The sequence below is a fragment of the Streptosporangium sp. LJ11 genome, assembly GCF_051918945.1.
Classification (GTDB): Bacteria; Actinomycetota; Actinomycetes; order Streptosporangiales; family Streptosporangiaceae; genus Streptosporangium.
The window spans coordinates 63,310-87,626 of record NZ_JBPXMB010000025.1; the positions used below are offsets into that span (position 1 = coordinate 63,310).

Sequence of the window (24,317 nt, forward strand, 5' to 3'; positions counted from 1 at the left end):
GTTAACGATTCCCGGGGGTCGGAACGGGCCGCGGAACCCGGGAATCCAGGGGGATCCCGCTAGGCGGGCGCTAGGCGGGCGGCCGGTCGGCGGCGGCGACCCGCGACAGCTCCACGGTGCAGAACGCGCAGCGCTTGGCGTCGATCGGGATGTCGCTCAGGCACTCCGGGCATTCCTTCTCGGTGGCCTTCTTGTTCCTGTCGAAGAAACCGATCAGCCGGGTCATCGGCATCACGACCAGCCAGTAGATGACCGCGGCGATGATCAGGAAGCTCAGCAGGTGGTTGATGAAGTCGCCGTACATGAACCGGGAGCCGTTGATCGTGAACACGTACTGCGAGAAGTCCGGATTCCTGCCGCCCGTGATCGCTCCGATCAACGGTGTGATGAGGTCCTTGACCAGTGCCTGCACCAGCCCGCTGAAGGTCGCCCCGACCACGACGGCCACGGCGAGCTCGACGAGGTTGCCCCTCAGCAGGAACTTCTTGAATCCGCCCATCACTCATGTCCTCCACTCGTGAGGACGGTCGGACTACCCCCCTGTCGACGGCCAAACTTCCGTATTTTCCGGGTGTTCCGCAGAAAAGGGACAGTGCCGGAACGTCGCCGCGCGGGGGTGGACGGGCCGGGCGGGGCGGTGAACGCGGAAGGCTACCATCGGCTCAGTTCGTGAGCGAGGCGGTCGGATGGACTTTCGTGTGCTGGGCCCCGTCGGGGTGTTCGCCGACGGAGGGGCGGCGCTGGACATCGGCCCCTACCAGCAGCGGCTGGTGCTGGCCATGTGCGTCCTCGCCGCCCCTCGGCCGGTCGGCCCGAACCGGATGATCGACGCGCTCTGGGAGGGCGACCCTCCTCCGGGGGCGCTCAACACCGTGCAGGCGTACGTCTCCAAGCTCCGCCGCGTCTTCGAGCCGGGCAGGACGAGGAACGTGCCCCCGGTGGTCCTGGTCAGCAGGCCGGGGGGCTACGCGCTGGACGTTCCCGGCGGCGCAATCGACCTGGGCAGGGCGCGGGGGCACGCGGCCGGAGGCAGGAGCCTGGGGGCCGGGGGCGACCACGAGGGAGCGGTCAGGGAGCTACGGCTGGCGCTGGGGGAGTGGAACGGGGAGCCGCTCGCGGACCTGCCGGACACCTCCTGGGCGGTGGAGGAGAGCGCGCGCCTGGCCGAGCTGCGGCTGACGATCGAGGAGGACCTGGCCGAGGCGGAACTCGCGCTCGGCCGGGGGGCGGCGCTGACGGGCGGGCTGGTCCACCTGGTCGGCGCCCATCCGTTCAGGGAGAGGCTGCGCGTGCTCGCCGCCCACGCGCTCTACCAGGCGGGACGGCAGGCCGACGCGCTCGGCGTGCTCGCCGAGGGGCGCCGGCTGCTGATGGAGGACATGGGGCTGGACCCTGATCCCCGGTCGAGGGAGATGGAACGGCGCATCCTCGGCCAGGATCCCGCGCTGGCGCCCCGCCTCGCGGCGGGGGAGGGACGGACGGCGGCGCGGGAGGAAGAGGAGGAGAAGGGCACCGGGCTGGTGGGCAGGGACGCCGAGGCGGAGGTGCTGGAACGGGCGGTCGCCGGTGACGGGCACCGGGTGGTGCTGCTCGCCGGGGAGCCCGGCATCGGCAAGACCAGCCTGGCCGAGCACGCCGCCGAGGCCGCGCGGGCCCGCGGCCACCGGGTGGTGTGGGGCCGCTGCTGGGGCGGCACCGGCGCGCCGCCCTTCTGGCCCTGGACGCAGGCCGCGCGGGACCTGGTCGGCAGGGACGGTGAGCTGGCGCGGCTGGCCGGAGCCGGACCCGGACCCGCTGGGCAGGCTGGGCAGGCTGGGCAGTTCGCGTTGTACGAGGCGTTCGCCCGGCTGCTGAACGAGCACGGCCGGGTCCTGGTGGTCCTCGACGACCTCCAGTGGGCGGACACCTCGTCGCTGCGCCTGCTGGAGTTCCTGGCCTCCACCCGGCTCTGTCCCGAGCTGACCGTCGTGGCCACGTACCGCGACACCGACGTACGCCCCGGCGAACCGCTGGAGCACGCCCTCGGCGCGCTGCTGCGGCTGCCGCACGTGCGGCGACTCCTGCTGCGCGGCCTGGCGGAGGAGGAGATCCGCGAGTATCTGGGACGTGCGGGCGCCGACCCCGCGCTGGCCGCGGAGATGGGCAGGCTGACCGCGGGCAACCCGTTCTTCCTGGGGGAGGTGCTGCGGCTGGGGGAGACCCCCGAGGCGCTGTCGGACGTCGTGCGCGGCCGGATGGCCGGTCTGCCGCCCGGCACCGAGGAGGTGCTGACCGTCGCGGCGCTGCTCGGCAGGGAGGCGGCGACCGACGTCCTCACGCGCGTGGCGGGACTGCCCGAGGAGCGGGTCCTCGACATCGTCGACGCCGCCGTGGGGGCCCGGCTGCTGGTCGAGGGGGACGGGCCGAGCTGCCGCTTCGTCCACGACATCGTCCGCGACGTGCTGCGCGAGGCGCTGCCGCCGCTGCGGCGCAGGAGGCTGCACGCGCGGATCGCGGAGGTGCTGGAGGAACGGAGCGGGACGCGCCTGACCGAGATCGCCCACCACTGTCGCGAGGGCCTGCTGAACTCCCGGATGGCGGGCAGGGCCATCGGCTACACCCGGCGCGCGGCGGCCCAGGCGAGCGCGCAGTTCGCCCACGAGGACGCGGTGGAGGGCCTGGAGAGGGCGATCGCGATGATCGACCGGCTGCCGGAGCCCGACGACGCGCTCCGCTGCGACCTCCTGCTCGACCTGGCCGAGGCGCAGGCCGCGGCGGGGATGAGCGCCGCGGCCCACGCCTCGCTGGAGGCCACCGCGGAGATCGCCGAACGGCTCGGCGACGACAACCGGCTGGCCAGGGCGGTGCTGGGGTTCTCCGACCCGATCTCTCTGGCCATGTACGAGGAGATGACCGGCATCGACCGGCTCGCCGGGCGCATCGACCGGGTCCTCGCCTCGGACCTGGCCGCGGACTCGCCGTGGCGGGCCCGGTTGCTCGCCGCCGCCGCGCTGACCGGCTCCACCGTACGGCCCGTCGAGCGGAGCGTGGAGACGGCGGGGGAGGCGGTGCGGCTGGCCCGGCTCGCCGGTGACGAGCCCACCCTGGCCAGGACGCTGATCGTCCTGGAGATCCTGCTGCGCTCCGGCCACGACCACGAGCGCCGCGAGGCGGTCGCCGGCGAGATCGTGGAGATCGGCCGCCGCACCGGTGACCCGGCCGTCGAGTGGATCGGCAGGGAGAACGAGTACGTCGAGCTGACCGCCAGGGGAGCCGCCGGGCGGGCCGCGGAACTGCTGGACCGGCTGCGGGAGACCGCGGAGCGGCTCAGGCTTCCCTCGATGGTCAGCCTGGCCGCCTGGCAGGCCGCGGTCCGGGCCTACCTGTCCGGGAGCTTCGCCGACGCGCTCGCCGCGGCCGACGCGTCCGGCGCGGCCCATCCCGAGGGGGCGCTGGGCCGGGACGACGCGTCGCTGCGGCGGGAGGTGTTCCGCTTCCTGTCCCTGCGGGCGGCGGGCAGGGGCCACGAGCCGGATGCTCTTCATGAGCCGGGTGGGGTTCACGAGCAGGGCAGGGCGGGGGAGGCGCTCGCGCTGGCCGACGAGATGCTGGCCCGCCGTCCGGGCCAGAAGCCCTGGCGGATCCTGCGCTGCCTCGCCCTGATCGACCTGGGCAGGACGGCCGAGGCGCGCGACGCCTTCGCCGAACTCGCCCGCGACGGCTTCGCGGCGATAGGTCCCGAGCTGGCCTACCGGTTCGTCCCGGACGCCGTCAGCGAGATCTGCGCGGCGCTCGGCGACGAGGCGGCGGGGAGCGTCCTGTACGGCAGGCTCGCCCCGCACGCGGGCCGGTTGCTGGGCTGGTCGCTGACCGACCTGTGCCTGGCCAGGCTGGCCCTGCTCGGCGGCGACGCGGACCGGGCGCAGGCCCATCTGTGGGCGGCCGAGGCGTTCGCCGCCGGGGCGGGGCTGCGCGTCTACGGGCCCGCGCTCCGCGCGCTGGGCGAGACGCTCCGCCCGCCGGGGGCGTGATCGGCCGCGACGCCCCGCGGCCCGCGCACCGGCGGGCACGTTTCGCCTGCGACGAGAGGGTTAGGTGGTAAAGGCCTGAGGGCGTCCGTGGCCGGGGGGCCAGGAGGAGCGAGGAGCGTGCATGGCCGTCAATCGTGTGGTGACCGACATCCTGTCCGGCGGTCCGGCCGGGACCACGGTCGTCGCGCCCCCGCGCGACCGGTTCCGTGGCCGGCGCGGCCGCCCGCCGCTCGACCCCGGCGGGCCGGTGGTGGACATCTCCACCCCGGTCTGATCTACGCTCGGTCGACGCACGTCATCGCCAGGATCTGAGATCACCGTCACAGGAGTGGGAATGTGCGCATGGCCACGCGAGCACGGGGCATATTCCTGCACCGCTGGAAGGCGGCGCGTTGACATCCTCCCCCCATCGGCCGAGTTCGCTCAGACTTTCGAGAGAAATCCGCAGTACGGCGTCGTGCCGTGTTCTCTCCTCCGCCTCAAGGCGGAGGTCTCCACGTTCAAGAGGGACTGATGATCGAGATTTGGCCGGGTGACCCCTATCCTCTCGGGGCCACTTACGACGGCGCGGGAACCAACTTCGCGCTTTTCACCGAGGCCGCGGAACGCGTCGAGCTGTGCCTGTTCGACGAGGAGAACAAGGAGACCAGGGTCACCTTCACCGAGTGTGAGGGCTTCGTCTGGCACGGATACCTGCCGGGCGTCGGCCCGGGGCAGCGGTACGGCTACCGCGTGCACGGCCCGTACGACCCGCCCAGAGGGCAGCGGTGCAATCCCGCCAAGCTCCTGCTCGACCCGTACGCCAAGGCGGTCGAGGGGGACGTGAAATGGGACGAGGCGGTGTACGGCTACCGCTTCGGCCATCCGGACAGCCGCAACGACGCCGACTCCGCCGAGTTCGTGCCGCGCTCCATCGTGATCAACCCGTTCTTCGGGTGGGGGCACGACCGGCCGCCGAGCACGCCGTACCACAACACGGTGATCTACGAGGCGCACGTCAAGGGCCTGACGATCAACCACCCGAAGATCCCCGAGCGGATCCGCGGCACGTACGCCGCGATCGGCCACCCGGAGATCATCGATCACCTGACCGCGCTCGGGGTGACGGCGATCGAGCTCATGCCGGTGCACCAGTTCGTCACCGACCACGTCCTCGCCGAGCGGGGGCTGACGAACTACTGGGGCTACAACAGCATCGGGTTCTTCGCGCCGCACAACGCCTACTCCAGCACGGGGCAGCGCGGCGGGCAGGTGCTGGAGTTCAAGGCCATGGTCAAGGCCCTGCACGAGGCGAACATCGAGGTCATCCTCGACGTGGTCTACAACCACACGGCCGAGGGCAACCACCTGGGTCCGACGCTGAGCATGCGCGGCATCGACAACGCCGACTACTACCGCCTGGTCGACAGCGACAAGCGCTACTACATGGACACCACCGGCACCGGCAACAGCCTGTTCATGCGCTCCCCGCACGTGCTTCAGATGATCATGGACTCGCTCCGCTACTGGGTCATCGAGATGCACGTCGACGGCTTCAGGTTCGACCTGGCCTCGACGCTGGCGCGCGAGCTGCACGAGGTCGACCGGCTGAGCGCCTTCTTCGACCTGGTCCAGCAGGACCCGGTGCTGTCGCAGGTCAAGCTGATCGCCGAGCCGTGGGACGTCGGCCCCGGCGGCTACCAGGTGGGCAACTTCCCCGCCAGGTGGACCGAGTGGAACGGCATGTACCGCGACACGATCCGCGACCTGTGGCGGGGCGAGCCCGCCTCGCTGCCCGAGTTCGCGTCCAGGCTGACCGGCTCCAGCGACCTCTACCAGGACGACAGCCGCCGTCCCGCCGCCTCCATCAACTTCGTCACCTGCCACGACGGCTTCAGCCTGCAGGACCTCGTCTCGTACAACAACAAGCACAACGAGGCCAACGGCGAGGACAACCGGGACGGCGCCGACGACAACCGCTCCTGGAACTGCGGCGAGGAGGGGCCCGCCTCGCTGGCGATCGAGTCCCTGCGCGAGCAGCAGAAACGCAACTTCCTGACCACGCTGTTCCTGTCCCAGGGCGTTCCGATGATCTCCCACGGCGACGAGTTGGGCCGTACCCAGCGGGGCAACAACAACGTGTACTGCCAGGACAACGAGCTGAGCTGGGTCGACTGGTCCGACATCAGGGAGAACTGGCTGCTGCTGGAGTTCACCCGGCGGCTGGCCAAGCTCCGTGCCGACCATCCGGTCTTCCGGCGGCGCCGGTTCTTCTACGGGCGGCCGGTACGCGGCTCGGAGGAGAACCTCAGCGACATCGCCTGGCTCACTCCGAGGGGGGAGAAGATGACCGACGCCGACTGGAACGTGGGGTACGCCAAGTCGCTCGCCGTCTTCCTGAACGGTGAGGCCATCACCGAGCCCGACCGCCGGGGCCGGCAGATCGTCGACGACTCGTTCCTGCTGCTGTTCAACGCCCACCACGACGTCATCAAGTTCACGCTGCCCAAGGACTACGGTGAGATGTGGCTGACGGAGATCGACACGGCCATGCCGATCACGGTCGACACCCGGGTCTGCCGGGCCGGAGAGAGCGTGCCGGTCGTCGGCCGCTCGGTGAGGGTGCTGCGCCGTGTCTGATCCCGTGACCCAGCCCGTCCCCGAGCCCGCCCCCGAGCCCGTTCCGCTGGAGCCCGCGCCCGGGATCGTCCCCCCGGAGTCGGTGCCCGAGCCGGGCCCCGCGCCGGGACCCGGGCCCGGCATGCCGCCGGACCCGCTGCCGGAGATCTCGCCCGAGACCCCGCCCGGTGTCGTCCCGCCGCAGGTCGCCCATGAGGAGATCCTGCCGGAGTCCGTTCCCGGGACGAGGACCGGCGTGGACGTCCCCGACCCCCGGGCCCTTCCCGAGGAGGTGCCCGCGCCCCCGCCGCCGCCGGGTTCGTACGCGGTGCCGGTCTCGACCTACCGCTTCCAGCTCACCCCCGACTTCGGGTTCGAGAAGGTGGCCGAGCTGGCCCCGTACCTGCGGGACCTGGGCGTCAGCCACGTCTACCTGTCACCGATCCTGCAGGCCGTGCCGGAGTCGCGGCACGGCTACGACGTGACCGACCACTCGCGCGTCCGCGAGGAGTTCGGCGGCGTCGAGGGGCTGCGGGAGCTGTCGGCGACGCTGACCCAGCACGGGATCGGCATCGTCGTCGACATCGTGCCCAACCACATGACGATCCCGGTGCCCGAGTCGGGCAACGCGCAGCTGTGGTCGGTGCTCAGGGACGGGCGGGACTCGCCGTACGCGTCGTGGTTCGACATCGACTGGTCCGTCGAGGACGGCGAGGACGATGACGTCGGCGGTGTCGGCGGCGGCAAGGTGAACATGCCGGTGCTCGGCGACTCGGGCGAGGTGGTGGCCGACGGCGACGTGCTGCGCTACCACGACCACGAGTTCCCGCTGCCCGACACGCACTACCGGCTCGTCGACTGGCGGCGCGGGCCCGGCTACCGCCGGTTCTTCGACGTGTCCTCGCTGATCGGGGTGCGCGTGGAGGACCCGGAGGTGTTCGACGCCACGCACGCCGTCATCCTCTCGCTCGTCAAGGAGGGGGTCATCCAGGGGCTGCGGGTGGACCACCCCGACGGGCTCGCCGAGCCGCGCGGCTACCTGTCGCGGCTGCGCGAGAAGTCGGGCGTGTGGACCGTGGCGGAGAAGATCCTGGTCGGCTCCGAGCGGTTTCCCGCCGACTGGGAGTGCGACGGCACCACCGGCTACGAGACGCTCAACCGGATCACCGGGCTGTTCGTCGACCCGGCGGGCAGGGAGCCGCTGGTCGAGCTGTTCGCCCAGCAGACCGGGGTGCGGGACGACTACGCCACCGTGGTCCGCGAGTCCAAGGCGGAGGTGCTGAACCTGTTCTTCGGCGCGGAGATCGACCGGCTGCACGCCGTCGTCGGCTCCGACCGGCAGACGCTGGTGGAGCTGCTCGCCGCGATGCCGGTCTACCGGGCCTACGCGGTGCCGGGCGAGCCGGTGCCCGAGACCTCGATCAGGATCGTCGAGGAGGCCGGGCGGGTCGCCGCCGGGCGGCTGCCCGAGGGCGCCCCGGTGGCGGAGGTCGTCGAACGGGTCCTGAACGGGCCCGCCGAGGCGGTCACCCGCTTCCAGCAGACCTGCGGCCCGGTGATGGCCAAGGGGGTCGAGGACACCGCCCTCTACCGCTGGTACCCCCTGTCCTGCCTCAACGAGGTGGGCGGCGAGCCCGACCGGTTCGGCGGGTCGGTCGAGGAGTTCCACGCGTTCTGCCGGGAGATGTCGCCGGGCACGATGACGACGCTCTCCACGCACGACACCAAGCGCTCCGAGGACGTACGGGCCCGGCTCGCCGTGCTGTCCGAGCTGCCGGGGGAGTGGGCGGCGGCGGTCGGCGAGTGGTCCTCGAAGGTCTCCTTCGACCCGGCCCTCGACTACCTGGCCTGGCAGAACCTGATGGCCTCCTGGCCGATCGGGCCCGGCAGGTTCTTCGACTACCTGTTCAAGGCCGCCCGCGAGGCCAAGACCTCGATCTCCTGGGCCACCCCCGACCCGGCCTACGAGCGCGGCATCCGCGACTTCGTCGGCCGGGCCGTCGAGGAGTGCGGCGCCTCGGTCGCGGAGTTCGCCGCGAGGATCGAGCCGTACGCCAGGTCCAACTCGCTGAGCCAGAAGCTCGTCCAGCTCATGATGCCCGGCGTGCCCGACCTGTACTGGGGCAACGAGATCACCGACTTCTCCCTGGTCGACCCGGACAACCGGCGCCCGGTCGACTTCCCGCTGCGCCGCCGGATGCTCTCGTCGGCCCAGGCCCACGCGAGCCAGGCCCACCCGGACGAGCCCCACCCGAGCCCCGCCGCCACCGGCAGCCTGTCGTGGGACGAGGCCAAGCTGGTGGTCACCGCCCAGGCCCTGGACCTGCGGCGGAGGCTGGACCCCGAGGCGCCGTACGTCCCGATCGAGGCCGGGGAGCACGCGATCGCCTTCGCCAGGGGGGAGCGGGCCGTGGCGGTGGCCACCCGGTTGCCCGTCGGCCTGGAGCGGCGCGGCTGGGGGAGCACCACGCTCACCCTGCCGCACGGCACGTGGCGGGACCTGCTGTCGGGTGCCGAGTACACCGGCCGGATCCCGCTGGCCCACCTGCTGTCCATCCACCCTGTCGCGCTGCTGGAAAGGGGCTGACCGATGTTCGAGGTATGGGCACCGCGGGCGACGGCGGTGGATGTGGAGATCGGCGAGGTCCGCTACCCGATGTCGTCCGCCGGAGGCGGCTGGTGGACGGCGGAGGTGCCCGGCGCCGGGCACGGGACCGACTACCGGTTCCGGCTGGACGGGGGCGAGGCGCTGCCCGACCCCAGGACCCGCCGGCAGCCCGAGGGGATCTTCGGGCCGAGCCGGGTCTACGACCACGACCGCTTCGAGTGGGGCGACGCCCTGTGGAAGGGCCGTGACCTGCCGGGTTCGGTCATCTACGAGCTGCACATCGGCACCTTCACCCCCGAGGGCACCTTCGACGCGGCGATCGGCAAGCTGGAGCACCTGGTGGAGCTCGGCGTCGACTTCGTGGAGATCATGCCGGTGCCGCCGGTGCCCGGCGGGCGCAACTGGGGCTACGACGGCGTGGACCTGTGGGCCGTCACCGAGAACTACGGCGGCCCCGACGGGCTCAAGCGCCTGGTGAACGCCTGCCACCGGCGCGGGCTCGGCGTGATCCTCGACGTCGTCTACAACCACCTCGGCCCCTCGGGCAACTTCCTCGCCCCCTTCGGCCCGTACTTCCACTCCAGCGCCTCCTCCTTCTGGGGGCAGGCCGTCAACCTGGACGGTCCCGGCTCCGACGAGGTGCGCGCCTACTTCGTCGGCAACGCGCTGCAGTGGCTGCGCGACTACCACATCGACGGCCTGCGACTGGACGCCGTGCACGCGCTGCACGACGACCGGGCCGTGCACCTGCTGGAGGAGATCGCCGTCGAGACGGAGGCGCTGTCGGCGGCGGTGGGCAGACCGCTCACGCTCATCGCCGAGTCCGACCTCAACGACCCCCGGCTGATGACCCCGCGTGAGGCCGGCGGGTTCGGCCTCGCGGCGGCCTGGAACGACGACGTCCACCACGCCCTGCACGTGGCGGCGACCGGTGAGCGGCACGGCTACTACGACGACTTCTACGGCGCCCTGCCCAAGGTGCTGACCCGCGCCTACTACCACGACGGGACCTACTCGTCCTTCCGGGGGCGTTCCCACGGCCGCCCGGCGTCCCACGTGCCCGGCTACCGCTTCGTCTGCTGCGCGCAGAACCACGACCAGATCGGCAACCGGGCCGAGGGCGACCGGATGGCGCCCGAGGCGCTGCGGCTGGCCGCGGGGCTCCTGCTGACCTCGCCGTTCACGCCCATGCTGTTCATGGGGGAGGAGTGGGGGACGCGGGCGCCGTTCCTGTTCTTCACCGACCACGTCGAGCCGCAGCTGCGCGAGGGCGAGGGCGAGCGGCGGCGGCGGGAGTTCGTCGGCTTCGGCTACGACGACTGGGCGGACAAGGCTCCCGATCCGGGCGAGGAGCTGACGTTCCTGCGCTCCAAGCTCGACTGGAGCGAGCTGGACGACGACGCCCACCGGGCCCACCTCGACTGGTACCGCGCCCTGATCGCGCTGCGCCGCGCCCACCCCGAGCTGACGGACCCGAGGCTGGATCGGGTACGGGTCGACCACGGCGAGTCCTGGCTGGTCGTGCACCGGGGAGGGCTCAGGGTTGCGGCCAACCTCGGCCCGGTCGCGCTCACGGTCAAGCTGGGGACGGGCCGGTTCGCGCCCGGCCACATCCTGCTCGCCTCCGACCCGTCGGCGACCGTGGAGGGGGAGGAGCTGTTCCTGCCTCCTCGCTCGCTCGCGGTGGTGAGGCTGGATCCGGCCCTCTGAGCTTTCCCCGGCCGCTCCCTCGCGGCGGTGAGGGGGCGGCCGTCCGCGGGGAGCCTGTCGTCCGGGCCGGCCGCGGGCTCAGGCCGGCACGTGGTTGCGCAGCCGGAGGTCCTCGGGGTACGGGGAGAAGTACGTCTGGTCCCGCACGTAGCCGGCGGCCAGGCCCTGGGCGTGGTGGCGGATCAGGGTCGCCGGTACGCTCAGCGCCACCCGCCCGGCCTGGTAGGAGGCGATGACCTCGGCCAGGTCGGCCCGGCGCACCGGGTCGAGCGCGTCGCCCACCATGCCCACGCAGTGCTGCAGGACGTTGACGTGCCGGCCGATGCTGGCCTTGGCGGCGAGCGCCGTGCCGAAGACGCGGGCGTAGTCGGCGGCCAGCTCCTCACGGGGCCTCGTGCCCGCCTGGGCCACCACCCTGCCCGCCTCCCGGAAGGCCGCGGGGTTGTGGGCCAGCAGTTGCATCTTGTGCCGGGCGTGGAAGGACACCAGGTCACGAGGGCGCCAGTCGCTCTCCAGCAGCGCGCGGAGCCGGGCACGGGCGAAGACCCGTTCCACGAAGGTCTCGCGGAGCAGGGCGTCGTTGAGCCGTCCCTCGTCCTCGACGGGCAGCAGCGGATGGGTGCCGAGCACCGCGGCCGCGAACACCCCCGTGCCCTTGTGGTCCACGGTCGTGCCCCCGGCGTGGACGGGGATGCCGTGCACCCCGCAGCTGGGGCTCCTGGACTTGAGGACGTAGCCGTCCACCTCGCGCAGGGCCGGAGCACGTTCTTCGGCGAGGGCGGTCATCCTGTCGGTGAGGTCCACCCGGCTCTTCCTGGAGACCAGCCGCGTACCGTCCGGTGAGAGCTCCAGGCGGAGGGTCTCGCGCGGGCTGCCGAGGCCGATCTCCATCTCCGGGCAGATGTGCACCCACTCGACGTGTCTGTCGAGCTCGCCGTTGAGGAACCGGTTGCGGCTGTGCCCGCCGTCGAACCGGACCGGCTCGCCCATCAGGCAGCTGGACACCGCGATTCTCGGTCTGACGACCTGCTCGCCCGTCTCGTCGATCCGGCCGGTTCCGTGCATGGTGCCCACCTTGTCCATCGCGCCGATCGCGCCCGTACCGTCCGCGCCACGCGCGGCGGCCACTTCACCCCGGCGGGGTCCGGCGTGCAGGCCGCCCGTCGAGGCCGTGCCGAGGATGCCGGACAGGCGGCGCAGGCCGCGTGCCGTACGTGCCTTGATCGTGCCGAGCGGGACGCTCAGCCTCTCGGCGATCTCCCGCTGGGTCAGGTCGCCGTAGTAGGCGAGCTCGATCGCCTGGCGCTGCGGTGCGGGCAGCTCGGCCAGCGCCCGCTGCACCTGGTCGCGCTCCGCCAGCCCGTCACCGTCGGTCCGGCCGTCGGCTCCGGTGCGGTCCGCGACGACGTCCAGCGGCACCGTTTGCAGGGTGCGGATCCGCAGCTGGTCGACCGCCCGCTTGTGGGCGATGCCGAGCATCCAGGCGGGGAGGCTGCGCGCCGGGTCGAAGCGGTGCCTGGAACGCCAGACCTCCACGAACACGATCTGCTGAAGATCGTCGACATCCTGCGGGCGAACGAACCGCCGCAGGTAGGAACGGACGAGGGGTCCGTGGACCTGGAAGCACTCGACCAGCGCCGCCTCGTCGCCCGCGGCGAACCGGGTGTTCAGGGGGTCTGTCATGATGCCTCCTCTTACCGAGAAAAGCTACTCAAAACTTATTCATACTCGCTCAACGGCCGTGATCGCAAGCGAGCGGCACGGAGGTGCCCGCAGGTGCGTGGGCGGGGAGAGGTGGCGCGAGACGGCCTGGGACGGCCTGAGGCGGCGGGGGCCGGGCAGGCGGAACGGCGGGGGGAGCGGGCCCGGGGGCCGGTGGTGCGCCTGGCCGATCGGGAGAGGAGGAGGCGCCCTTCAGGAGGGTCGGAGGTGTGCCGGGAGGGGCGAGGCGTGCCGGGAAAGGATCAGGCCAGGGCGGCGGCCGTGACGCGGGTGATCGCGTCCTGGAACGACGCGACGCGCGGGATGGACGCGGGCAGGCCCTCCCGCCAGCCCGTGCCGCCGGCGACGACCAGGCTCGGCGGGCGGAGCACGGGCAGCGACACGAGCGGGGCGGGGTCCCCGGTCTCGGGCAGCTGGGACCAGACGAAGACCACCGAGGGCCCCAGCCGCCGCATCGCGTCCGCCAGCGCCGGGTACGGGGTCCGGGCGCCCAGCACCCGGGTCTCCACCTGATGTTCGATGGTCAGCGCGGCGGCGAGCGCGTAGATCGGCAGGCTGTGCAGGTCGTTCTCGGCGCAGGCGAGCAGCACGGGACGCGGGCCGGCCGGCCGGGCGGGACGTTCGGTGAGCCCGATCAGCGCGGCCATCAGCCGGTCGGAGAACAGGTGCTCGACCTCGATGCTCGCCCCGCTCTCGGACTGGCGCCTGCAGATCGTCTCGAAGACCGGCATCACCAGGCGCTCCCAGGTCCACAGCACGCCGTGCCTGGCCAGCGCCGCGCCGATCCAGTCGTGCACGGCCCCGCTGTCCAGCATCATCGCCGCCCGCGCCAGCATCGCCACCGTCGGCACGCCCGGCCGCCGATCGGCCGTGAGGGACGGGATCCCCTTCGGGGTCGGCCACTCGGGTTCCCGCTCCCGCTCCCGCTCCGCAGGAGGCGCGGGGGGGACGACCTCGATCCGCAGGACCCTCCGTGCCGCGTCGGAGGCCGGAATCCCGCTCCTGATGAGCCGGTTCATCTCCTCCAGACGCCACAGGTCACGGGCGTCGTAGCGCCGGTGTCCCCCCGGGCTCCGGCGGCTCGGGCCCACGCCGTAACGTAGGTTCCAGGTCCGCAGCGTGGGGGCGGGTACTCCGAGGCGCCGTGCGACGGCTCCGATGCCGTATCCGGGCTCCTCGTCGGCTACCACTTGACGCTGCTCGTCCATCTCATCCCATTTCGAGCCTGCTATGTGCGGTACCAGCGTGACAGGCGAGGGGAGCGGTCGCTCCCTGAACGTTCTTTCGAGTTCCGGGCCTTTGGCGGACGCAACCGACGGAGCGTTACCGGGCGAAGGAAAAACGTGACCGATACTGTGATCGTTTTGTTCAGCCGCGACCTCCGGGTGCACGACCACCCGGCGCTCGCCGCGGCGTGCGAGCGCGCACGTCATGTCATACCGCTCTTCGTCTCCGACCCCGCCATTCCCTCGGGAAACCGCGGGGGGTTCCTCGCCGAATGTCTCGCCGACCTGCGTGGATCGCTCCGCGAGCGGGGTGGCGAGCTGGTCGTGCGCCACGGCGACCCGGTCGCCGAGACGATGCGCCTGGCGGAGGAGACGAAGGCCCAGGCCGTCCACACCAGCCTGGACGTCAGCACCCTCGCGCGACGCAGGCAACGGCGCCTGGCCGAGGAGTGCGAGCGCCTCAGGACGGCGTTCCGGATGTTCCCCGGCCTGACGATCGTACCCCCCGACGCCCTGAGACCGACGGGCGGAGGTGACCACTACCGGGTCTTCACGCCCTACCTGCGGGCCTGGGCCCGGCAGCCGCGCAGGGAGGTGCTCAAGGCCCCCGACATGGTGCACGTCCCCGGCGGCCTGAGGGCCGGGAAGCTGCCCGAGCCGGGGCGTGAGCCGTACGAGCTGTTCAGGGGCGGCGAGAAGGCCGGGCGCCGGAGGATGGAGCAGTGGCTGAAGCACTGCGTGGAGGACTACGCCGACGGCCACGACGACATGGCGGGCAACCGCACCTCCAGGCTCAGCCCCTACCTGCGCTTCGGCTGCGTCTCGCCGCTGGAGCTGGAGGCGCTCGCCAGGGAGGCGGGGGGCGCGGGTGACGCGAGGGACGTGGGGGAGGTGGAAGAGGAGGGCGAGGACCGCAGGGGGGCCGACGAGTTCGTCAGGCAGCTGTGCTGGCGTGACTTCTTCTACCAGGTGACACGGGCCTTCCCGCGCGTCAACCGGGACGACTACCGGCCGCGCGGGCACGAGTGGCGCGACGACGACCACGCGGCGCAGGCGTGGAAGGCCGGCATGACCGGGGTTCCGATCGTGGACGCCGGGATGCGGCAGTTGCTCACCGAGGGCTGGATGCACAACCGTGCGCGCCTGATCGTGGGCTCGTTCCTCGTCCGGCGGCTGGGCGTCGACTGGCGCGTCGGCGCCGACCACTTCTTCGACCTGCTGCTCGACGGCGACGTCGCCAACAACTACGGCAACTGGCAGTGGGTGGCGGGGACCGGCAACGACACCCGGCCCAACCGGCCCGTCAACCACATCCGGCAGGCCAAGAGGTACGACCCGGACGGCGAGTACGTCCGCCGTCACGTCCCCGAACTCGACGCCGTGCCCACGCGGATGATCCACGAGCCCTGGAGGCTCCCCTCGGGCGTCCCGGGCTATCCGGCGCCCCTGGTGTCCATGGGCTGAGCCCGGCCGGGCGGGGGCCGTGAGCGATGATCCGGGGAGGTTCGGAACGAATCGTCCTCCCCGCGCGTCGCACAGGTGTGACCCCCTATGACAACGCCGCCGACGCCCTGCTCGCCGCCCGCGAACGGGTGCGCCGGCTCGAACAACTGACCAGCAGGCGCGAGGCGGTGGCCGTGCAGCTCGACGAGGTCGGGGCGCTCCTGGGCGACCTTGAGGAGCAGCTCGCCAAGGAGGAGCGGGACGTCTCCAAACTGGAGGGCGGCGGCTTCGCGGCCCTCCTGTCCGGGCTCACCGGGTCCAGGGAGGAGCGGCTCGCCAGGGAGCGCGCCGAGGCGCTGGCCGTACGGCAACGCCTGGACGGCCAGCGCAACCGCCTCGAATGGCTGAACGCCGACCGGGCGGCCGTCGACGAGGGGCTCGCCGGGCTGGGGACGGCGCGGGAGGAGTACGACGCGCTGCTGGAGCGGGAGGAGCGCCGGCTGGTCGCCTCCGGCGCCCACGAGGGTCGTGAGCTGGTCGAGATCGGCAACCGCCTCGCCGACACCCGCGCCGGCCTCGTGGAGCATCAGGAGGCCCACCAGGCCGGGGTCGACGCGCTCCACGGGGTCGGCGAGGTCCTGCGCTGCCTCGGCGGCGCCCGTGGCGCCTCCAGGTGGGACATGCTGGCCGGGGGCGGCTTCGCGGACATGGTGGAGCACGGCCACCTGCGCAACGCGGACGAGGCCGCCTGGCACGCCCAGCAGCTGCTGGACACCTTCTCCAGGGAGCTCGTCGACATCGGCGTGCACGTCACCCCGAAGCTTCCCAAGGTGGACACCCGCTGGTTCGCCGACATGTTCTTCGACAACATCATCACCGACGCGATCAAGCACCACCGGATCGCGGAGACCGGCGCGGCCGTCGCGGACGTCGCCGAGTGGGTGAGGCGCACGGTCGACGGTCTGGACCTTCGCCTCGAAGAGCTGGCCCGGCAGCGGGACGCCCTGGTGGCCCGCCGCGAGAAGGTCATCGTCACCGGCTGAGGCGCGGGCCTTCCCGGTGGGCCCCGGCGGTGAAGAGCCCCGGCAGTGAAAAGCCCCGGCGGTGATCGTCTCAGTGCCGTGGTCTCAGTGCCTGTGGTCGTGACCCGCGTGGTCGTGGCCCGCGTGGTCGTCGTCCTCATCCTCGTCCGAGGGGCCGTCGGAGGGCTCGACGCCCAGCACGGCCTCACGGGGCTCGATCTGGTCGACGTGCTCGATCAGGCCCAGGACGTGGTCCGGCTCGATCAGCCACTGCAGCGCGCTGGCGCCGGTGTCGTCGGCCGAGACCAGCTCGGCCTGCTCCTTACGCTCGTCGTCGTCCAGATCGGCGTCAGGGTGGTTGATCTCCTTCAGCGCGGCGGTTTGCAGGGCGGCGAGGTCCTGCACCTCCACGGTCAGCTCAACGGTCAGACGCAGATAGCGTTCGGTGCCCGATACATCACTCATGGTGTAAATCCTAGTGCCTGGGTGGGGTGAGAACTGCCTAGGGGAGCTTCCACTCCACGGGGCCCGCGCCCTGCTGCTCGAGAAGCTCGTTCGTCCTGCTGAACGGGCGGGAGCCGAAGAAGCCGCTGCGGGCCGACAGGGGGCTGGGGTGGGCCGACTCGATGGCCGGGGTGGATCCGAGCATCGGGCGCAGATTGCGGGCGTCGCGCCCCCACAGGATCGCCACCATCGGCTTGTCGCGGGCGACGAGGGCCTTGATGGCCTGCTCGGTGACCTCTTCCCAGCCCTTGCCTCGGTGCGAGGCGGGCTTGCCCGGCATGACGGTGAGCACCCTGTTGAGCAGGAGCACGCCCTGCTCGGTCCAGGGGGTCAGGTCGCCGTTGCTCGGCATCGGCAGCCCGAGGTCCTCGGTGAGCTCCTTGTAGATGTTGCGCAGGCTGCCCGGGATCGGGCGCACGTCCGCGGCCACGGAGAAGCTCAGGCCGATCGGGTGCCCCGGCGTGGGGTACGGGTCCTGGCCCACGATCAACACTTTGACCTGGTCGAAGGGCTGCTGGAAGGCCCGGAGCACGTTGGCGCCCGCGGGGAGGTACTGCCGGCCTTCCGCCACCTCCTTCCGGAGGAACTCGCCCATCTCGGCGATCTTCTCGGCGACGGGTTCGAGGGCCTTGGCCCACCCGGCTTCCACGACTTCGTTCAAGGGGCGTGCGGCCATGTGCAGGACCCTATCGAGGTTTTAGGCCCGGTACGGCGCGTGCTGGAAAGTGTTGGAAATCAGCGTGTCGCACCGGGCCTGCCCCTGTGACTCACTTCACCGAACCGGCCATCATCCCCTGGACGAAATACCGCTGGAAGGCGAAGAAGAGGATCAACGGGATGATCAGCGACAGGAAAGCTCCTGGCGCAAGAATGTCCACGTTGGTCCCAAACTGCCGCATCTGGGACTGCAGGGCCTTGGTCATCGGCTGGTTCTCGGTGTTGGCGAAGACCAGCGAGACGAGCAGGTCGTTCCAGACCCAGAGGAACTGGAAGATCCCGAGTGAGGCGACCGCCGGCTTGGCCAGCGGGAACACCACGGTGGAGAAGATCTTCCATTCCCCCGCGCCGTCCATCCGCGCCGCCTCCAGCAGCGAGCGTGAGATGCCCGCGAAGAAGTTGCGGAGCAGGAAGATGGCGAAGGGGAGTCCGAAGGCGACGTGGAAGAGCACCACGCTCACGATGGAGCCGAAGATCCCGGCGGAGCCGTACAGCTTCGCGATCGGGATGAGCGCGATCTGGGTCGGCACCACCAGCAGGCCGACCACCACCAGGAACAGCGCGTCCCTGCCGGGAAACTCCATCCAGGCGAACGCGTACGCCGCCATGGCGGCGATGCCGATCACCAGGACGGTCGAGGGCACCGTGATGAACACGGTGTTCCAGAACGACGCGGTGAACCCGGTGGCCAGCAGGTCGGAGTAGTTCTTGAAGGTCAGCTCGGCCGGCTTGGTGAGGACCGTCCACCAGCCGGTGGAGTTGTTGGCCGTCTCGTCGCGGATCGAGACCACGAACAGGCCCAGGGTGGGAACCAGCCAGAACAGGCCGATCACCACCAGTACCGCCTGGACCAGGCCGCCGCCCAGCCGGTCCACGATCCTGCCGAGGGCGCTGCGGGGCGGGGCGCCAAGGGTGGAGGTCGTCACTGGTTGTCCCTCCTGAACCGGCGGATGTTGATGATCATGAAGGGCAGGACGAGGACCAGCAGGAAGATGGCGAGCGCGCTGCCCAGCCCCTGGTTGCTGCCCCCGCCGAACGAGACCCGCCACATCTCCAGCGCGATCACGTTGGCCTGCGGCTGCACCGATCCCGGCGCGATGACGAAGACCAGGTCGAAGACCTTCAGGGTGTTGATGATCATTGTGACGAACACGACGAGCAGCACCGGGGCGAGCAGCGGAACGGTGATCTTGCGGAACACCTGCCACTCGGTGGCGCCGTCGATGCGGGCCGCCTCCAGCGCGTCCCGCGGGATGGCCGCGAGCCCGGCCGCGATCAGCACCATGGCGAACCCGGCCCACACCCAGATGAACGCGCCGATGATCGCCGGGGTGATCAGCGTCGGGCCCAGCCAGGGGATACCGCCGAAGGCCGCGTCGAAGTTCGACTGCGGCAGCCGCACCTGGTACTCGCCGGGAGCGAGCCCGGTGAAGCGGAAGGTGCCGTCGGCCCCGCTGGTGGCGGTGGCCTTGACGGCGCCGTTCTGCACCGCCTCGACCGTCATCCCGGCCAGGGCCTTCTCGGTGCCGTCCACCTGGTTGGGCGCGCCGCCGCCGCCCTGGGTGAAGTCGAACCAGACGGTCCCGGCCAGCTCGCCGGGGCCCGGCTGGGCCGCCTTCGCCGTCGAGGCCGAGGCGAGGGTGGCGGGCTTCACGCCCACGAGCGGCAGGAGCACCGCCTGCCCGGGCTGCGCGGGCCGCTTGGCCACCACCCCGCCGCCCTGCCCGGGGGCGACCGGGGACTGGTCGTTCTCCCTGGGACGGGCGTCCGGATAGCCCTGGTCCGAGCCGAAGAGACCGGTCACCGAGGTGATCACGGCGTTGGCCACGCCCCGGTCGGGGGCCTGCTCGTAGACCAGGCGGAAGATGACGCCGGAGGCCATCAGCGAGACGGCCATCGGCATGAACACGACCAGCTTGAACGCGGTCGCCCAGCGGATCCGCTCGGTCAGCACCGCGAAGATGAGACCGATCACGGTGACCAGGGCGGGAGCCACCGCGACCCAGATCAGGTTGTTCCTGATCGTGGTCAGGGTGGAGGAGTCGCTGAAGATCGTCGCGTAGTTGTCCGCCCCGACGAAGGTGCCGCCGCTGGCGTCGTAGAGGCTCCGGAAGATCGAGTAGATGATCGGGTAGATCACCATCACGCCGAGCACGAGCGCGCCCGGCAGCAGGAACCAGAGCGCCAGCGTCGGCGGAGGCCCCAGCCGGGAGGCCCCGGCGGGTATCACCGCCGGCGCCGCCGCGGGCGCCGCGGCCCCGGCGGTCGCGAGCTCCGGCTCGGCGACGGGCTCGGCGACCGGCGCGGCGGGGTCGTCCGACCTGACGTCGGCCAGGGCCGGGTGGCCGTCCCCCTCGCCGGAGGCCGTCGCCCCGGAGGGCTCAGGGGCCTCCGGGGCCGCGGCGGCTGGAGTGCCGGTCGTACGGGGCTCCGGGGTGGGTTCCGGAGTGTGGGCGGGGCCGGCGTCCTGCGCCGGCCGCTGGGTGTCGTCCGGTCCGGAGGAGGGGTCGCGGGCGGCGTCGCCGCCACGCGAGCCCTGCGGGCCGTCTAACCGATCGGTCACGGCCGCTCCCCCTTACTTCCAGGCCTGCTTGGCGGCGTCTTCGAGCTTGGCCTGGATGCCCTTGACGTCCGAGGGATCGCGGACGAAGTCCTGCAGGTACTTCCACTCGGCCTTGCCGTCGGTCCCGCCGAAGGCGCTGGGCGCGAGGTCGGACATGTCATAGCGGACGGCGTCGCCGGCGGCGATGATCGTCTCGGCGAGCTTCTTGGTCAGCTCGTCCGGGTAGTTGTCGGGCGAGACGTTGCGGTTGGGAGAGAGGTAGCCGGGGAGCTTCGCCCAGACCTCGCCGCCCTCCTTGGAGGCGAGGAACTCCAGCAGCGCCATCGCGCCCTTGGAGTCCTTCAGCGCCACCGCGATGTCGCCGCCCAGCACGACCGGCTCGGTCTCACCGGCCTTCGGGAACGGGAAGTACTTGGCCTCCTCGCCGAGCTTCGCGCCCGACTGCTCGGCCGTGACGCCCACGAAGTCGGCCTCGATGACCATCGCCGACTTGTCCTGGCCGTAGACCTGGGTCACGCAGGTCGGGAAGTCGGTCTGCAGGGCGCCGGCGGAGCCGCCGAGCAGGAACTCCTTCTTGCCGACGAGCTGCGCGATCTTCTCCAGCGCGGTGGTCACGCTGGGGTCGGTCCACGGGATCTCGTGCTTGGAGAGCTTGGTGTAGTTCTCCGGGCCCGCGGTGGACAGGTAGACGTTCTCGAACAGGTCGGTCAGGGTCCAGCCGGAGGCGCCGCAGAGGGAGAACGGCGGGGTGCCGGAGTCGGCGACCGTCTGGGCGGTCTTGATCAGGTCGTCCCAGGTGGCCGGCGGCGTCGCGCCGGCGTCCTGGAAGGCCTGGTCGCGGTACCAGATGAGCGACTTGTGGGCCGCCTTCACCAGCACGCCGTAGGACTGGCCGTCGGCGGAGCCGAGTTCCTTCCAGTACGGGGTGTAGTTGTCGTCGATCTGCTTCAGGACCTCGGCGGTGAGCGGCTTGAGCGCCTTCTGGTCCGCGTACTGCTGGACCAGGCCGGGCTGGGGCAGGATCGCGACGTCCGGCGGGTTGCCGCCCTCGATGCGCGGGCCGAGGTAGGCGCCGGTGTCCTCGCCGGTGGAGGCGTAGGTGACCTTGGCGCCGGTCTTCGCCTGGAACGCCTTGAGCACCGCCTCGAAGTTGGCCTGCTCGGCGCCGGTCCACTTGGCGGCGACCTCGACGGTCACCCCTTCGAGGGTCTTGGCGGCGGCCGGCGCCGACGCGGACGCGCCGCCGCTCGTGGTCGGTGCCGGGGTGGCCGACTCGCCGCCGCCACACGCGGCGAGTGCCAGAGCGAGTCCCGCCGTCGTCACCGCGGCAATGGTTCTGCGCATGCTGAACAGACCTCCTGAGACGTTGAGGCAGACAATGGAGCGATATATGGGACGAACAAGCAGCCGAAATGGGGATGACGGCTTGTGCCGGGGGCCGGCCCGGCGTCATTGAGCCCGGATGATCTCTTCGAGTTGGCCCTTCATGGAGGAGACGACGTCCTCGCTGTCGTGCTCGGTGAAGGGCGGTGTGAGGGCGTTGGAGACCGCGCTGGCGATCACCAGACTCACCTGGTCGTAGTTGGCGCTGGCGGGCCTGGGCCGGGCGGAGAGAATGCTCTGCTTCAGGACCGGCAGGTAGGGAAAACGCTTGATCAGGCCGGGGTCGTCGTACAGCTCGGCCCACACGGGCGGGAACGAGCCGTCGGCGAGCACCCGCCGCTGGTTCTCCAGGCTGGTGAAGTAGCGGATGAACTCGGTGGCCGACTTCTGCCGCTTGGAGAAGGCGCTCACCGCGAGGTTGTAGCCGCCGAGCGAGCCGGTGCCGGGGCCGTCGAGACCTGGCAGCCGGGTCACCCCGAACTTGCGGGCGACCGCCGAGGTGGTGGCCGGTCCGTAGGCGTGCGGCCAGTTGCGGGCGAAGGCCAGCCGCCCCTCCTCGAAGGCGAGCTGCGCCTCGTCCTCCTTGAAGGAGAGCGACTCCTGCGGGATCCACCCCTCCCGGAACCCGTCCACCAGGAAGTCCAGGCCGGCCTTCGCCCTGGCCACGTCCATGGTCACCTTGGTGCCGTCCGGGCTGAGGATCTGCCCGCCCGCCGACTGCACGGCCTCGGCGAAGTTCACGGTCAGGCCCTCGTAGGCCAGGAACTGCCCCGCGTAGCCGCCGATGCCGTACTTGTCGTGCAGGACGCGCGCCTGGGCGCGCAGTTCCTCCCAGGTCCTCGGCGGCCTGAAGCCCTCCTTGGCCAGCAGGTCCTTGCGGTAGTAGAGGAGGCCGGCGTTGCTGGTGTACGGGACCGCCCAGAGCTTGCCCCGGTAGACCGCCGTGTCGACGACCGGCGGCAGGAACCGGCCGAGCGGGAACATCGCGCGCTCCAGCGGCAGGATCCAGCCGGCCTCGGCGAACTCGGCGGTCCAGATCACGTCCAGCCCGATCACGTCGTACCGGTCGCTTCTGGCCTGGAGGTTGGCGACCATCTGGGCCCGCTGCTCGTCGGCCGCCTCGGGGAGTTCGAGCAGGGTCGCCCGCTCCCCGGGGTGGGTCTGGTTCCACCGGTCGAGCAGCGGCTGCAGGTAGGCGGTCGCGGGGCGTCCGATCACCAGGGTGAACGGACCGGTCCCGCCGAACCGTTCGCCCTCCCGCTCGCCGGCCGCCGAACACCCCGCCCCGAGAAGCCCGAGAAGCACGGTGAGCGCGACGGGGATGAGTCGGCGCACCATGACCTCCCGGTTTCCAGTTGGTTACATACGTGTTAGGTAGATGCATGCATGTTATGCATAGCGATAACATCACCGTCAACGGATAACCCCGTAACGCTCACGTAACGAGCTCTCCGAGGAGGTGGGGCGTGCGGCTGACGCTGCTGGCGCTCCTCGCGAAGGAACCTGCCCACGGCTACGAGCTCAAACAGGCACTTGAACAGATCTTCGGCAGCGCCTACCCTTCACCGAACATCGGGCAGATCTACGTCACGCTCGGCCGTCTGGAGAAGGACGGCCTGGTGCGTGCCGTGGACGTCGAGCAGTCCAACCGGCCGAACAAGAAGGTCTACTATCTGACGGCCGCCGGCCGCGAGATCCTCGACACGTGGGTGGACGAGCCCACCGAGGGGCCCAGGGTCCGGGACGAGTTCTTCATGAAACTCGTGCTGGCCCCGATGACCGGCATCGCCGACAGGATGGCGATGATCAACCGCCAGCGCCGTCACTACCTCGGACTCATGCGTGACCTCAACGAGCTCGCCGAGCGGACCGACCCGGACAACCGCGTCGCGCTCCTGCTGGTCGAGGGGGCCATGCTGCACCTCCAGGCCGACCTCGACTGGCTCGAACGCTGCCAGGAGGAGCTGAGTTGACGTCTCCCGTGGTTCCCGTGGTCGAAACCGTCAACCTCGTCAAGATCTACCAGGACGGCGGGATTCCGGTGCCCGCGGTGCGGGGGGTCGACCTGCGGGTGAGCCCGGGGGAGTTCGTGGCGGTCATGGGCCCGTCCGGCTCCGGCAAGTCCACCCTGGTCCACATGATCGGCGGCCTCGAGGCCAGGACCAGCGGCGAGATCTGGCTCGACGGGCAGCGGGCCGACACGCTCAACGAGAGCGCCTGGGCGCTGCTGCGCCGCCGGAAGATCGGTTTCGTCTTCCAGTTCTTCAACCTCGTCGCCAACATGACGGTGGCCGACAACGTCGAGCTGCCCGCGCTGCTGGCCGGCGCCTCCACGCGCGAGGCCCGCCGGCGCCGCGAGTACCTCCTCGGCGAGCTCGGCCTGACCGCCCGCGCCGACGCCGCCCCCTCCCAGCTCGCCGGGGGCGAGCAGCAGCGGGTCGCGCTGGCCCGCGCGCTGGCCAACGAACCGAGCCTGCTGCTCGCCGACGAGCCCACCGGGAACCTCGACAGCCGCAACACCCGCGACGTCCTGCGCCTGCTCGGCGAGGTCCACCGCGAGGGCCAGGCCGTCATCCTGGTCACCCACGACGCCAGGGTGGCCAGCCTGGCCGACCGGGTGGTCTCCCTCCTGGACGGCCAGATCGTCGACGACGGCGGCGCCGGGCTGGCCCGCCGCCGTCCCAAGGGCAGCGCGGGCGACGTCGTCGAGCTGAGAGGCTGACGGTGCGCTTCCTGCCTTCCCCGCCCGCGACCGCGCGAATTCCCCGGCCCGCGGCCGCGCGGGCCTCACGGGTTTCACGAGCCGTGCGG

Annotated in this window: 18 protein-coding genes and 1 pseudogene; 9 read left to right on the plus strand and 10 right to left on the minus strand. The window is 71.4% G+C overall.

Going from position 1 to position 24,317, the window contains the following annotated elements:
• Positions 1 to 70 precede the first annotated feature (70 nt).
• A complete protein-coding gene (gene mscL, locus ACTOQ3_RS32130) occupies positions 71 to 499 on the minus strand; it encodes a large conductance mechanosensitive channel protein MscL (protein ID WP_440071879.1) in 429 nt (142 codons plus the stop codon).
• A gap of 187 nt (positions 500 to 686) precedes the next feature.
• On the opposite strand from mscL, the gene ACTOQ3_RS32135 reads away from it, so the two are divergent.
• From ACTOQ3_RS32135 to treZ, 5 genes are all read left to right on the plus strand, one after another.
• Complete coding sequence (locus tag ACTOQ3_RS32135; RefSeq protein WP_440087202.1) at positions 687 to 4,010, plus strand: BTAD domain-containing putative transcriptional regulator; 3,324 nt, start codon at positions 687 to 689, stop codon at positions 4,008 to 4,010.
• 121 nt (positions 4,011 to 4,131) lie between these two features.
• Positions 4,132 to 4,284, plus strand: coding sequence for a hypothetical protein (locus tag ACTOQ3_RS32140; RefSeq protein ID WP_440087203.1), 153 nt, complete (start codon positions 4,132 to 4,134; stop codon positions 4,282 to 4,284).
• A gap of 239 nt (positions 4,285 to 4,523) precedes the next feature.
• Entirely contained in the window at positions 4,524 to 6,629 is a 2,106-nt protein-coding gene (gene glgX, locus ACTOQ3_RS32145; protein WP_440087204.1) for a glycogen debranching protein GlgX, read from the plus strand.
• Positions 6,622 to 9,195: a malto-oligosyltrehalose synthase gene (gene treY / locus ACTOQ3_RS32150; protein ID WP_440087205.1), complete on the plus strand. Its 2,574-nt coding sequence runs from the start codon at positions 6,622 to 6,624 to the stop codon at positions 9,193 to 9,195. Before glgX ends, treY begins: the two co-directional genes overlap by 8 nt.
• A 3-nt stretch (positions 9,196 to 9,198) precedes the next feature.
• Complete coding sequence (treZ, locus tag ACTOQ3_RS32155; protein WP_440087206.1) at positions 9,199 to 10,926, plus strand: malto-oligosyltrehalose trehalohydrolase; 1,728 nt, start codon at positions 9,199 to 9,201, stop codon at positions 10,924 to 10,926.
• Positions 10,927 to 11,004: 78 nt separating this feature from the next.
• On the opposite strand, the gene ACTOQ3_RS32160 is transcribed toward treZ, so the two are convergent.
• The 3 genes and pseudogenes from ACTOQ3_RS32160 to ACTOQ3_RS32170 all read right to left on the minus strand — a co-directional run bounded on the left by ACTOQ3_RS32160 (position 11,005) and on the right by ACTOQ3_RS32170 (position 13,856).
• The gene (locus ACTOQ3_RS32160) at positions 11,005 to 11,991 is read right to left on the minus strand and encodes a YbgA family protein (RefSeq protein WP_440087284.1); all 987 of its coding nucleotides are present in this window, start codon (positions 11,989 to 11,991) and stop codon (positions 11,005 to 11,007) included.
• A gap of 132 nt (positions 11,992 to 12,123) precedes the next feature.
• Positions 12,124 to 12,609 (minus strand): annotated as a pseudogene (locus ACTOQ3_RS32165) (RNA polymerase sigma factor); the annotation flags it as partial.
• Positions 12,610 to 12,890: 281 nt separating this feature from the next.
• A complete protein-coding gene (locus tag ACTOQ3_RS32170) occupies positions 12,891 to 13,856 on the minus strand; it encodes a MerR family transcriptional regulator (RefSeq protein ID WP_440087207.1) in 966 nt (321 codons plus the stop codon).
• A gap of 135 nt (positions 13,857 to 13,991) precedes the next feature.
• On the opposite strand from ACTOQ3_RS32170, the gene ACTOQ3_RS32175 reads away from it, so the two are divergent.
• The gene (locus tag ACTOQ3_RS32175) at positions 13,992 to 15,338 is read left to right on the plus strand and encodes a cryptochrome/photolyase family protein (RefSeq protein ID WP_440087208.1); all 1,347 of its coding nucleotides are present in this window, start codon (positions 13,992 to 13,994) and stop codon (positions 15,336 to 15,338) included.
• A gap of 77 nt (positions 15,339 to 15,415) precedes the next feature.
• The gene (locus tag ACTOQ3_RS32180; protein ID WP_440087209.1) at positions 15,416 to 16,360 is read left to right on the plus strand and encodes a hypothetical protein; all 945 of its coding nucleotides are present in this window, start codon (positions 15,416 to 15,418) and stop codon (positions 16,358 to 16,360) included.
• An 84-nt stretch (positions 16,361 to 16,444) separates the two neighbouring features.
• On the opposite strand, the gene ACTOQ3_RS32185 is transcribed toward ACTOQ3_RS32180, so the two are convergent.
• The 6 genes from ACTOQ3_RS32185 to ACTOQ3_RS32210 all read right to left on the minus strand — a co-directional run bounded on the left by ACTOQ3_RS32185 (position 16,445) and on the right by ACTOQ3_RS32210 (position 22,844).
• A complete protein-coding gene (locus tag ACTOQ3_RS32185) occupies positions 16,445 to 16,804 on the minus strand; it encodes a hypothetical protein (RefSeq protein ID WP_362863939.1) in 360 nt (119 codons plus the stop codon).
• A gap of 37 nt (positions 16,805 to 16,841) precedes the next feature.
• Positions 16,842 to 17,519, minus strand: a complete 678-nt coding sequence (locus tag ACTOQ3_RS32190; protein ID WP_440087210.1) for a uracil-DNA glycosylase — start codon at positions 17,517 to 17,519, stop codon at positions 16,842 to 16,844.
• A gap of 91 nt (positions 17,520 to 17,610) precedes the next feature.
• Positions 17,611 to 18,486 carry a carbohydrate ABC transporter permease gene (locus ACTOQ3_RS32195; RefSeq protein WP_440087211.1) on the minus strand — a complete coding sequence of 292 codons (876 nt, stop codon included), beginning with the start codon at positions 18,484 to 18,486 and terminating at the stop codon, positions 17,611 to 17,613.
• Positions 18,483 to 20,123 carry an ABC transporter permease subunit gene (locus ACTOQ3_RS32200; protein ID WP_440087212.1) on the minus strand — a complete coding sequence of 547 codons (1,641 nt, stop codon included), beginning with the start codon at positions 20,121 to 20,123 and terminating at the stop codon, positions 18,483 to 18,485. Before ACTOQ3_RS32200 ends, ACTOQ3_RS32195 begins: the two co-directional genes overlap by 4 nt.
• Positions 20,124 to 20,135: 12 nt before the next feature.
• On the minus strand, positions 20,136 to 21,467 hold the full coding sequence (locus ACTOQ3_RS32205) for an ABC transporter substrate-binding protein (protein ID WP_440087213.1): 1,332 nt from the start codon (positions 21,465 to 21,467) through the stop codon (positions 20,136 to 20,138).
• Between the two features lie 105 nt (positions 21,468 to 21,572).
• Entirely contained in the window at positions 21,573 to 22,844 is a 1,272-nt protein-coding gene (locus ACTOQ3_RS32210) for an ABC transporter substrate-binding protein (protein WP_440087214.1), read from the minus strand.
• 128 nt (positions 22,845 to 22,972) lie between these two features.
• Between ACTOQ3_RS32210 and ACTOQ3_RS32215 the strand changes: the two genes are divergently transcribed.
• Together ACTOQ3_RS32215 and ACTOQ3_RS32220 are read left to right on the plus strand one after the other, a co-directional pair.
• Positions 22,973 to 23,479, plus strand: a complete 507-nt coding sequence (locus tag ACTOQ3_RS32215) for a PadR family transcriptional regulator (protein ID WP_440087215.1) — start codon at positions 22,973 to 22,975, stop codon at positions 23,477 to 23,479.
• The gene (locus ACTOQ3_RS32220; RefSeq protein WP_440087216.1) at positions 23,476 to 24,228 is read left to right on the plus strand and encodes an ABC transporter ATP-binding protein; all 753 of its coding nucleotides are present in this window, start codon (positions 23,476 to 23,478) and stop codon (positions 24,226 to 24,228) included. Before ACTOQ3_RS32215 ends, ACTOQ3_RS32220 begins: the two co-directional genes overlap by 4 nt.
• Positions 24,229 to 24,317 lie beyond the last annotated feature (89 nt).

Bases quoted from the DNA above. Each gene is read 5' to 3' on its own strand.
- ACTOQ3_RS32160 (WP_440087284.1), bottom strand. From the start codon at position 11,991: ATGCACGGAACCGGCCGGATCGACGAGACGGGCGAGCAGGTCGTCAGA.
- ACTOQ3_RS32135 (WP_440087202.1), top strand. From the start codon at position 687: ATGGACTTTCGTGTGCTGGGCCCCGTCGGGGTGTTCGCCGACGGAGGG.
- ACTOQ3_RS32210 (WP_440087214.1), bottom strand. From the start codon at position 22,844: ATGGTGCGCCGACTCATCCCCGTCGCGCTCACCGTGCTTCTCGGGCTT.
- glgX (WP_440087204.1), top strand. From the start codon at position 4,524: ATGATCGAGATTTGGCCGGGTGACCCCTATCCTCTCGGGGCCACTTAC.
- ACTOQ3_RS32170 (WP_440087207.1), bottom strand. From the start codon at position 13,856: ATGGACGAGCAGCGTCAAGTGGTAGCCGACGAGGAGCCCGGATACGGC.
- ACTOQ3_RS32185 (WP_362863939.1), bottom strand. From the start codon at position 16,804: ATGAGTGATGTATCGGGCACCGAACGCTATCTGCGTCTGACCGTTGAG.
- ACTOQ3_RS32205 (WP_440087213.1), bottom strand. From the start codon at position 21,467: ATGCGCAGAACCATTGCCGCGGTGACGACGGCGGGACTCGCTCTGGCA.
- treZ (WP_440087206.1), top strand. From the start codon at position 9,199: ATGTTCGAGGTATGGGCACCGCGGGCGACGGCGGTGGATGTGGAGATC.
- ACTOQ3_RS32190 (WP_440087210.1), bottom strand. From the start codon at position 17,519: ATGGCCGCACGCCCCTTGAACGAAGTCGTGGAAGCCGGGTGGGCCAAG.
- ACTOQ3_RS32140 (WP_440087203.1), top strand. From the start codon at position 4,132: ATGGCCGTCAATCGTGTGGTGACCGACATCCTGTCCGGCGGTCCGGCC.
- mscL (WP_440071879.1), bottom strand. From the start codon at position 499: ATGGGCGGATTCAAGAAGTTCCTGCTGAGGGGCAACCTCGTCGAGCTC.